Below are 10228 nucleotides of genomic sequence, written 5' to 3'. Positions count from 1 at the left end.
TAGAAGACAGCGGCACCCTGACCAGACACGAATGGCACCCCGAATGGAACTACACCCTCAAAAAACGCGACACACCAACTAAATAATCAGTGAGCTCTTAGTTGTCCAGGCAGGTGGGGCCCAGGAGTACCTTCAGGTCCCCGAACAGCGACGGACTGGGGTTGACGCGCAGGTGGACGGGGAGTCCCATGACTTCCACCCGGGTGTCGCCCTGCAGATGTACCCGGACTTCGGAGCTGCCGCGGTGAGTCCGGAGCACGTCGCCGAGTTCGGTCACCACCGCTTCGGTCGCCTTGTGCGTCTGCATCGTGATCACCACCGGGCCGTTCATGCTCTCGCTAAGGTCCGGGACGGACAGTTCCATGCAGTTCAGGGTGACGGCGCCGTCGTCGCGCTTCTGCAGGCGGCCCTTGACCACCACAATCAGGTCCTCCGCGAGCACCGAGGCGATCGGCCCGTAGACCTGGCCGAAAAACATGACCTCCATGGACCCGCCGAGGTCCTCCACCTCGGCGCGCGCATAGGCGTTGCCGCTGGCCTTGGCGATCCGGCGGCTCAGTGAAGTGATCATGCCGGCGATGGTGATGATGGCGCCGTCGTTCGGTCCGTCTTCGCCGATCACCGAGGTGATGGTCTGGTCCGCGTGCTGGCTCAGCAGCCCTTCCAGGCCCTGCAGCGGGTGGTCCGAGACGTACAGGCCCAGCATGTCGCGCTCGAAAGAGAGCTTGTCCTTCTTCTCCCACTCGGGCAGGTCCGGAATTTCGGTGGTGAGCGAAGCTTCGGGTTCCTGGTCCTCGAAGCCGGCGAAGAGATCGAACTGGCCGATCGCCTCATTGCGCTTGAGCGTGATGACCGAGTCGATGGCCTCTTCATGGATCATCGCCAGCGCCCGGCGGGGATGGCCCAGCGAATCGAAGGCCCCGGCCTTGATCAGCGACTCGATGGTGCGCTTGTTGCAGACCACGGCCGGAACCTTGAGCAGATAGTCCTTGAAGGAGGTGAAGGCGCCCTCTGATTCGCGGGAGTTGACCATCGCCTCGACGACGTTGACGCCCACGTTGCGGATGGCGGCCATGCCGAAGCGGATGTCCGTGCCCACCGGGGTGAAGTTGACGCTGGATTCATTGACGTCCGGCGGCAGCACCGTGATGCCCATCTTGCGGCACTCGTTGAGGTAGAGCGCGAGCTTGTCCTTGTCGTCGCCGACGCTGGTCAGCAGGGCGGCCATGTACTCGGCCGGGTAGTGGGCCTTGAGGTACGCGGTCCAGTAGGACACCAGCCCGTAGGCGGCCGAGTGTGCCTTGTTGAAGGCGTAGTCGGAGAACGGCAGCAGGATGTCCCAGAGCATCTTGATGGCCGCGGCGGAGTAGCCGTTGTCCAGCATGCCCTTTTCGAAGCCGGCGTACTGCTTGTCCAGCTCGGACTTCTTCTTCTTGCCCATGGCGCGGCGCAGGATGTCCGCCTGGCCGAGCGTGAAACCGGCCACCTTCTGCGCGATGGCCATCACCTGCTCCTGATACACGATCAGGCCGTAGGTGCCGCCGAGGATCTCCGCGAGCGGTTCCTCGAGCTCGGCATGGATCGGCACAATTTCCTGCAGCCCGGTCTTGCGGAGCGCATAGTTCGTGTGCGAGTTCGCGCCCATCGGGCCCGGACGGTACAGCGCGATGACAGCGGAGATGTCTTCGAAGTTGTCGGGCCGCATCTGCTTGAGCAGGGAGCGCATCGGCCCGCCGTCGAGCTGGAAAACACCGAGGGTGTCGCCCCTGGCCAGCAGCTCGTAGGCGCCCTGGTCCTCCAGGCCGAGGTCCTCCAGGACCAGGTCAACGCCCTTGTTGAGTTTGATGTTTTCGACGGCGTCCGTGATGATCGTCAGGTTCCGCAGGCCGAGGAAGTCCATCTTGATCAGGCCGAGGCCCTCACACGTGGGGTAGTCGAACTGGGTGATGACTTGGCCGTCCTGCTCACGGCGCATGATCGGGATGATGTCGATCAGCGGGTCCGAGGACATGATGACGCCGGCGGCGTGGACGCCCCATTGCCGTTTCAGGCCTTCAAGGCCAAGGGCCGTCTCGAAGACCTTCTGGGAATCGGCGTCGGACTTGAGCAGTTCGCGCAGTGCCTCGGCCTCGGAGTAGCGCTGCGCCTCCGGATTGTGGACGTCCGCAAGGGCGATGCCCTTGCCCATAACGTCCGGCGGCATGGCCTTGGTGAGCCGCTCGCCGGTGGAGAACGGGTAACCGAGCACACGGGAAGAGTCCTTAAGCGCCTGCTTGGCCTTGATGGTGCCGTAGGTGACGATCATGGCGACGCGTTCATCGCCGTACTTGTCGGTGACGTACCGGATCACTTCCGCCCGGCGTCGATCATCAAAGTCGACGTCGAAGTCGGGCATGGAGACACGTTCCGGATTCAGGAAGCGCTCGAAAATCAGGCCGTGGACCAGGGGGTCCAGGTCGGTGATGCGCATGACGTAGGCCACCATGGAGCCGGCACCGGAACCACGGCCCGGGCCCACCCGGATGCCGTTGTTTTTGGCCCAGTTGATGAAGTCGGCCACGACCAGGAAGTAGCCGGGGAAGCCCATCTGGGTGATGACGCCCACCTCGAAGTCCGCCTGCTTGCGGACGTGGTCCGGGATGCCCTTCGGGTAGCGGTAGTGCAGGCCGTTTTCGACTTCCTTCACGAACCAGGACTGCTCGTCCTCGCCCTCGGGCACCGGGAAGCGCGGCATGTAGCTGGCGTTCTCATTGAACTGGACGTCGCAGCGCTCGGCGATGAGCAGGGTGTTGTCGCAGGCTTCGGGGTGGTCGCTGAAGATGGCGCGCATCTCGGCGGGCGACTTCAGGTAGAACTCGTCGGCATCGAACTTGAACCGCTTGGGGTCAGCCAGGCTGGAGCCGGACTGCACACAGAGCAGGGCCGCGTGGCTGGCGGCGTCCTCGGCGTGGGTGTAGTGGAGGTCGTTGGTGGCGACCATCGGCAGTCCGAGTTCCTTGGCGAGCTTGATTAGATCGCCCTGGACGGCCCGCTCAATGTCAAGGCCGTGATCCATCAGTTCGCAGAAGAAGTTGTCGGCGCCGAAAATATCGCGGAACTCCGACGCCGCCTGCTTGGCTTCCTGGTACAGGCCGAGGCGGAGCTTCGTCTGCACCTCGCCGGAGGGGCAGCCGGTGGTGGCGATCAGTCCCTTGCCGTAGGTCTGCAGCAGGTCCCGGTCCATCCGCGGCTTGTAGAGGTAGCCCTCCAGCGAGGCGAGCGAGGACATCCGGAACAGGTTGTGCATGCCCTGGGTGTTCTCGGCCCACATGGTCATGTGGGTGTAGGAACCGGCACCGGAGACGTCATTGCGCCCGCCGTCGCCCCAGCGCACACGGGTCTTATCCGCCCGGGCGGTGCCGGGCGTCAGGTAGGCCTCCACTCCGATGATCGGCTTGACGCCGGCGTTGCGGGCCTTGTTCCAGAAGTCGTACGCGCCGAAGACGAAGCCGTGGTCCGTGGTGGCCAGCGAGGACATGCCCAACTCTTTGGTGTGGTCGAACAGGTCTCCCAGTCTCGCCGCACCATCCAACATGGAGTATTCGGTGTGGTTGTGGAGATGCACGAAAGAGTCGTTGCTGGAAGTCACCGAATCATTCTAGTGCCGCCGGGCCACCTTCCGGCGCGGCGCTGCGGCCGCCCTGAATCACGGCCCGGAAGTTCAGGCCTGTCCGGACTCGAGGACCTCCAGCGCGTAGCGAAGATCCTCCGGGTACTCGCTCGTGGCGGTAACCCGCTCCCCCGTCCGGGGATGGTCGAAGGACAGCTGGCGGGCGTGCAGCCACTGCCTGGTCAGTCCCAGCGTGGCCGCGAGCCGCGGGTCCGCACCGTAGGTCAGGTCGCCGGCGCAGGGGTGGCGCAGCGCGGAGAAGTGCACACGGATCTGGTGCGTGCGCCCCGTTTCCAGGTGCACCTCCACGAGTGAGGCCTTCCCGAAGGCCTCGAGGACCTCGTAGTGCGTGATCGAGTCCCGGCCGTCTTCGATCACGGCGAATCGCCAGTCGTGGCCGGGGTGGCGGCCGATGGGAGCGTCGATGGTGCCGGCCAGCGGGTCCGGGAGGCCCTGGACCACCGCGTGGTAGACCTTGTCCACGGCGCGCTCCTTGAAGGCCCGCTTGAGCGCGGTGTACGCGTCCTCGGTTTTGGCGACCACCATCACGCCCGAGGTCCCGACGTCGAGCCGGTGGACGATACCGGCGCGTTCGGGCGCGCCGGAGGTGGCGATCCGGTAGCCGAGTCCCGCCAGCCCGCCGACAACCGTGGGGCCTACCCAACCCGGAGACGGGTGTGCCGCCACGCCGACCGGTTTGTCGATGACGACAAACTCGTCATCGTCCAGCAGGATCAACAGGTCCTCCACGACTTCCTCCACAATTTCCAGGGGGTCCCGGCGTTCCGGAACGACGACGTCGAGCACGGCACCGGGGGTGAGTTTGAGTGACTTCCCTACCGCTTTGCCCCTACTGCTGACATTGCCTTCGGCTATCAGCACGGCGGACTGGGAGCGGGAAATGTCCATCAGGTGCGCCAGGCCGGCGTCAACCCGGGTCCGCGCGAGCTCGTCCGGAACGACAAACCGGAAGGACCGCGCAGGTCCCGCCGCAAGGTGGTCATCGGCGTCGGCATCGTCCGGCAGGAGTAAATCAGGCATCAGCTTGTCAGACTGCGTTTTCTTGGGCAGTGCGTCGTCAGGCGTCATTTTTCGCCGTGTCCTTTGTAGTGCGCGAGCCGTCCAGGGAGATCCCGCGCAGCGTCAGCAGGCAGATAATCACGACAGACGACACCACGGCCGAGTCCGCGATGTTGAAGATCGCAAAGTTGGGCAACTGGATGAAGTCCACCACATGGCCCATCGCGAACGACGGCTCGCGGAAGAGCCGGTCGGTGAGATTGCCGAGGGCGCCGCCCAGCAGCAGCCCGAGCGCCAGCGCCCACCAGAGCGAACCGAGCTTACGCAACTGCAACAGGATCGCAACGGACACAGCCACCATGATGATGGTGAACACCCAGGTGACGTTCTCCCCGATGGAGAACGCGGCCCCCGAATTGCGGATGTAGTACCAGTGCAGCAGTGGGGGCAGCACGGGAATCCGCTCGCCCTCGGTCATGGTGGCCGTCACCCACAGTTTGGTCAACTGGTCGAAAACATAAGCGAACACGGCCAGGCCCGTGAAGACGGAGAGCAACAGCACCCGTCCCGGCTTGGCCCGATTCACGGGCGCGGACCCGGCGGGGGCCGCGTCTGCGGAGGGCGTGGCGTCAGGAGATGATGCGTCAGTCATAGGGCTTTCGTTCGGGAGCCAGTGCGGGGACCGGGAGTTTGCTGCGTGGCCATGCCGGCCACGGGATAGGGCTGTTAACGCCAAAAGCCGGCGGTCGAGGAATCCTCAGCCACCGGCTTTCAGAATACTTGGCTTTTGCCCTAGCTGGCTTCGCCAACCTCAGGTGCGGCAACAGAACCGCGGGCATCGAGGTCGCGGAGCTGGCCTTCGATGTAGGCCTTCAGGCGTGAGCGGTAGTCCCGCTCGAAGCCGCGAAGCTGCTCGACCTTGCGCTCCAGCACGGACCGCTGCTGCTCAAGGGCGCCGAGGATCTTACGGGATTTTTCCTGGGCATCGTTGACGAGGCTGCTGGCTTCGATCTGCGCTTCGGCGACGATCTTGTCCCGCTGCTGCTCGCCATCGGCGACGTGCCTGTCGTGCATCTGCTGTGCCATGGACAGCAGGCCCGCAGCGGACTCGGCCGCCGGGGAAGCACCGGAGGTGCGGGCCGGAGCGGCTGCCGCGACGGGAGCCTGCTCGGCCTCCTTCTTCTTGGCAGCTTCAGCGGCCTTAGCCTCGGCTTCTGCCTTGGCGCGGTCATCCTTCTCGGCCTTGACGGGTGCCGGAACCTTCTCCACGACAGGAGCCGCGGCGGTGGAGCTGGCAGGCGTGCCGGCGCCGGATTCGGCAAGCTTCTTTCGCAGCTCGTCGTTCTCCTGGTTCAGGCGTCGCAGTTCAACGACGATCTCGTCCAGGAAGTCATCAACTTCATCCTGGTCGTAGCCTTCGCGGAACTTGGTCGGCTGAAAGCGCTTGTTGACAACGTCTTCTGGCGTCAAAGCCATCTGGTCACCTCGTTGGTCTAGTTAGTCAGTAGGCCTTTCGGCCGTCAAAACTACGGTACCTAAATATGGTCTGGTTCCTCTAATTCAACACCGCAGTGTCAAACCGGAGTTTCAATCTGGTGGGGCCGCGGACCAGGTCCGCTGCCCGGCTAGGCCGCGATCGAGTTCGCAAACGTCAGGGATTTGGCGACTCCCATGGCCACAGCTACGGCCACGAAAAGCAGCAGGAATCCCAGGTCCAGCGAAATACCGCCCAGCCTCAGCGGCGGGATGAGCCGCCGGAGCAATTTCAGCGGCTTGTCTGTGACGGAATACACAGCATGCGCGGCGACCAGCGCCGCCCCCCGCGGCCGCCAGCTCCGCGCAAACATCTGGACCCAGTCAAAGACCAGCCGGATGACGAGGGCAACAAGAAACAGCAGCAGCGCGATATAGACAAGTCCGAAAACAATTCCCATGAGCTAACTCATATCTCCGTGTTCATTCCGGATACCGCAGTGTCCTGACAATGGTTACGTCTCTATTTCAGCACGGATTAGTCAGCAAGGATGCCAGACAGGTGACCCTGCCTGGCATCCTACAGAAGAATCCCGGTCTAGCTCTGGTTGAAGAATGCCGCCTGTGTCTCGCTGATCTTCTTGTCATCGCCGATGACTTCTACGTACGACGGCGACAACAGGAAAACTTTATTGGTGACGCGTTCGATGCTGCCGCGCAGGCCAAAGACCAGACCCGCGGAGAAGTCGACGAGCCGCTTTGCATCGGCCTCACCCATATCGGTGACATTCATGATGACGGGAATGCCGTCCCGGAAGCTTTCACCGATGAGCTTGGCGTCGTTGTAGGACCGCGGGTGGATCGTGGTGATCTGCCGGAGTCCGGTGTGCTCGTCGCGGCTCGATGCCGCTCGCTTGATGGGTGTCACAGGTGCGCGGTATTCCTCTTCAGCGGCGTAGGGCTCTTCCCTGGGTGCCTCCCGGACAGGCGCCGGTGCACGGCGTTCCTCGCGGTCGTGCTCCATGGAACCGTCCTCATCCTTGTGCGATGTGTGATGCTCGGACTCGTAGTGTTCGTCGCCATCAGCGAGCCCAAGATAGATCATTGTCTTGCGCAGAGCGCCGGCCATGGTCGACTCCTAATCGTGTCCGTAGGCGGGCCACTCGTGACTTGACAGCCTTGGAATCCCCGCCGTTACCTTCCAATACGATGAACTTACCCCAACGCCGGGCGCGGACCGAGAATATCGGAGCCAATGCGAAGGTGTGTCGCCCCGAAACGGATGGCCGCTTCCAGGTCCTGGCTCATGCCCGCGGAGATACCGCTGGCCTCCGGATGGCCGGCTGTGAGCCGGGCCGAGATCCCCGCGAGCTGACCGAAGGCCGCGTCGGGATCCGCGCCCAGCGGTGCCACCGCCATAATGCCCGCCAGCCGGAGATCCTTTGAGCCGGCGAGCTCCTCGGCCAGTGCAGGGACATCGGCGGGGCGCGCGCCGCCGCGGTGGCCGTCGGCGTCGTCCTCGAGGCTGACCTGGATGAAGCACTCCAGCGGCGTCCGTCCGGTCCGTTCCCGTTCGGCCGCCATCGCCTTGGCCAGGGCGGCGGCCAACTGGAGCCGGTCCACCGAGTGCACGGCGTGGGCGTACTTCACGACGGACTTGGCCTTGTTGCTTTGCAGCTGGCCGATGAAGTGCCAGCGCAGGCCCAAGTCGTGGAGCCCGACTGCCTTGCCGGCGGCTTCCTGGTCCCTGTTCTCCCCGATATCGGCGATGCCCAGCGATGCCAGCCGCCGGACGTCGTCTGCGGGGTGGAACTTGGTGACGACGATCAGCTGCGGGGGGTTCTGCTGCCGCCCGGCGGCCGCCACGGCCCCGTCAATGCGGAGCCGGACGGCGGCGAGGCGCTCCCGGAGTTCGGCGAGCCGGGGATCTCTCCGGCCGCTCTCCGCCGGCCCGTTGATGGACCAGTTGATGGGCCCGTGCTCATTCATCGTGGTCCGTCCTGTCCTCAGTCCAGACGAGGCCGGCGAACCGTCCCGTGTGGTTGTTGCGGCGGTAGGAGAACAGGCTGTCATCTTCCAGCGTGCAGCCGCCGGAGTGTTCGACCGTGACATCATCGGCCGCCAGCTGGCTGCGGACCGCGGCTGGCAGATCCAGTCCCGGTGTGCCCCGGGACGTGGTGGCCCAGGAAGCGGGGACAAGCCCGGCCACCTCCGCGCGCATCCCGGCCGGGACCTCGTAGCAGTTGCCGCAGATGGCGGGCCCGATCCAGGCGCCGACCCCCGCGGCGCCGAGCTCGCGCAGACGCGCTACGGCAGCCGGCACCACGCCGGAGGCGACGCCGGGGCGTCCGGCATGCACGACGCCGAGTACGGTTCCTCCCCCGGCAGCCGGGTCCGCTCCGGCCGGCACGGTCCCCACGAGGACGATCGGGACACAGTCGGCCACCATCACGGCGAGGGGTTCGCCGCGGGACACCAGTGCGTCCGCAGTGGGGGCGGCTGTTCCCGTGGCAACGGTGCCGCCGCCGATCACGGCCACAGCGTTGCCGTGGATCTGGTTCATGTACTGGAAGCCCCGGATACCGAGGCCTGCGGCCTGTTCGAGTGCCGCCCGCCGCCGCTGGACCTCCGACGGATCGTCGCCGACATGAAGCGCAAGGTTGCCGGCGGCGGCGTCGGTGAAAGCCACCCAGACGCCAGGCCGGACTTCAGCCCGCCATGAGAACACGCAGAACACCCCCGAACTTGGTTACGGACCTTCGAGCCTACAAGGAAGCACCATGGCACTGCCATCCGGCAGTGCCATGGTGCTTCAGGATCAGCTTCAGGATCTACTTCAGGAAGTCGGGGACATCCAGGTCATCGGAGTGGCGGCCGGACAGGTCCGGTTCCACGACAGACGGCAGGTCGGCGTCGAAGCCGGAGTCGGCGGGGACGGAAGACGGGCGCTGCTGGCCCCAGCCGCCGTAGCCGGAGGCGCCAACCGTGGCGTGCAGCGGCTGGACCCGCGGGGCGGGTGCCTGGGCGGGGGCCTGGGCCGGAGCCGCGGCCGGTGCGGCCGGACGCTGCGGCGCCGTCTGCGGCAGGGACTGGTCCATGGACGGCGAGGTGGCCTTGACGTCGTCGAAGCCGGCGGCGATGACCGTGACGCGGGCTTCGTCCCCGAGTGCGTCGTCGATGACCGCACCGAAGATGATGTTGGCCTCCGGGTGGGCGACTTCCTGGACCAGGCGGGCTGCCTCGTTGATTTCGAAGAGCCCGAGGTCGGAGCCGCCCTGGATGGACAGCAGGACGCCGTGGGCACCGTCGATCGATGCCTCGAGCAGCGGCGAGGCGATGGCCAGTTCCGCAGCCTTGACGGCACGGTCTTCACCGCGGGCCGAGCCGATGCCCATCAGCGCCGAGCCTGCGCCCTGCATGACCGACTTGACGTCGGCAAAGTCGAGGTTGATCAGGCCCGGTGTGGTGATCAGGTCGGTGATGCCCTGGACACCGGACAGCAGGACCTGGTCGGCGGAACGGAACGCGTCAAGGACGGACACGTTGCGGTCGCTGATGGAGAGCAGACGGTCATTCGGGATGACGATCAGCGTGTCGACTTCGTCGCGGAGGGCGTCAATTCCCGCCTCGGCGGAGCCGGCGCGGCGGCGGCCTTCAAAGGTGAAGGGGCGGGTGACGACGCCGATGGTCAGCGCGCCCAGGGAGCGGGCGATGCGCGCCACGACGGGAGCGCCGCCGGTGCCGGTGCCGCCGCCTTCGCCGGCGGTGACGAAGACCATGTCAGCGCCGCGGATAACCTCTTCGATTTCCTCGGCGTGGTCCTCCGCAGCCTGCTTGCCGACTTCCGGGTTTGCGCCGGCTCCCAGCCCGCGCGTCAGTTCGCGCCCGATGTCGAGCTTGACGTCTGCATCGCTCATCAACAATGCCTGGGCATCGGTGTTGACTGCGATGAATTCGACGCCGCGAAGACCCACCTCGATCATGCGGTTGACTGCGTTCACGCCACCGCCGCCGATGCCGACGACCTTGATGACGGCCAAGTAATTCTGCGGAGCTGCCACGTTACGTGTCCCTTGTTCGTGTTCT

At 65.3% G+C, this 10228-nt stretch carries 9 protein-coding genes; all 9 read right to left on the bottom strand.

Annotated features, from left to right (window positions below):
- Positions 1–97: 97 nt before the first annotated feature.
- A complete protein-coding gene (gene dnaE / locus RCH07_RS15485) occupies positions 98–3628 on the bottom strand; it encodes a DNA polymerase III subunit alpha (protein ID WP_326968377.1) in 3531 nt (1176 codons plus the stop codon).
- Positions 3629–3700: 72 nt separating this feature from the next.
- Complete coding sequence (locus RCH07_RS15480; RefSeq protein ID WP_326968376.1) at positions 3701–4738, bottom strand: RluA family pseudouridine synthase; 1038 nt, start codon at positions 4736–4738, stop codon at positions 3701–3703.
- On the bottom strand, positions 4728–5321 hold the full coding sequence (gene lspA / locus RCH07_RS15475; protein ID WP_326968375.1) for a signal peptidase II: 594 nt from the start codon (positions 5319–5321) through the stop codon (positions 4728–4730). The genes RCH07_RS15480 and lspA overlap by 11 nt, the downstream gene beginning before the upstream one ends.
- A 140-nt stretch (positions 5322–5461) precedes the next feature.
- A complete protein-coding gene (locus tag RCH07_RS15470) occupies positions 5462–6145 on the bottom strand; it encodes a DivIVA domain-containing protein (RefSeq protein WP_326968374.1) in 684 nt (227 codons plus the stop codon).
- Positions 6146–6294: 149 nt separating this feature from the next.
- Positions 6295–6603: a YggT family protein gene (locus tag RCH07_RS15465; RefSeq protein WP_326968373.1), complete on the bottom strand. Its 309-nt coding sequence runs from the start codon at positions 6601–6603 to the stop codon at positions 6295–6297.
- Positions 6604–6740: 137 nt separating this feature from the next.
- On the bottom strand, positions 6741–7271 hold the full coding sequence (locus RCH07_RS15460; RefSeq protein ID WP_326968372.1) for a cell division protein SepF: 531 nt from the start codon (positions 7269–7271) through the stop codon (positions 6741–6743).
- Between the two features lie 86 nt (positions 7272–7357).
- Complete coding sequence (locus RCH07_RS15455) at positions 7358–8131, bottom strand: YggS family pyridoxal phosphate-dependent enzyme (RefSeq protein WP_326968371.1); 774 nt, start codon at positions 8129–8131, stop codon at positions 7358–7360.
- A complete protein-coding gene (locus RCH07_RS15450) occupies positions 8124–8870 on the bottom strand; it encodes a polyphenol oxidase family protein (protein ID WP_326968369.1) in 747 nt (248 codons plus the stop codon). Before RCH07_RS15450 ends, RCH07_RS15455 begins: the two co-directional genes overlap by 8 nt.
- 103 nt (positions 8871–8973) lie before the next feature.
- Entirely contained in the window at positions 8974–10203 is a 1230-nt protein-coding gene (ftsZ, locus tag RCH07_RS15445; protein WP_326968368.1) for a cell division protein FtsZ, read from the bottom strand.
- Positions 10204–10228: the final 25 nt, after the last annotated feature.

This window comes from Arthrobacter sp. CG_A4 (genome assembly GCF_035985125.1).
In the GTDB taxonomy this organism is placed as follows: Bacteria; Actinomycetota; Actinomycetes; order Actinomycetales; family Micrococcaceae; genus Arthrobacter.
This window is presented reverse-complemented; position numbering and strand designations above follow the sequence as displayed.

What these genes read in the sequence shown, in the direction of transcription:
- RCH07_RS15480 (WP_326968376.1), bottom strand. Translation starts at nt 4,738, where the DNA reads ATGACGCCTGACGACGCACTGCCCAAGAAAACGCAGTCTGACAAGCTG.
- lspA (WP_326968375.1), bottom strand. Translation starts at nt 5,321, where the DNA reads ATGACTGACGCATCATCTCCTGACGCCACGCCCTCCGCAGACGCGGCC.
- RCH07_RS15455 (WP_326968371.1), bottom strand. Translation starts at nt 8,131, where the DNA reads ATGAATGAGCACGGGCCCATCAACTGGTCCATCAACGGGCCGGCGGAG.
- RCH07_RS15470 (WP_326968374.1), bottom strand. Translation starts at nt 6,145, where the DNA reads ATGGCTTTGACGCCAGAAGACGTTGTCAACAAGCGCTTTCAGCCGACC.
- RCH07_RS15460 (WP_326968372.1), bottom strand. Translation starts at nt 7,271, where the DNA reads ATGGCCGGCGCTCTGCGCAAGACAATGATCTATCTTGGGCTCGCTGAT.
- RCH07_RS15465 (WP_326968373.1), bottom strand. Translation starts at nt 6,603, where the DNA reads ATGGGAATTGTTTTCGGACTTGTCTATATCGCGCTGCTGCTGTTTCTT.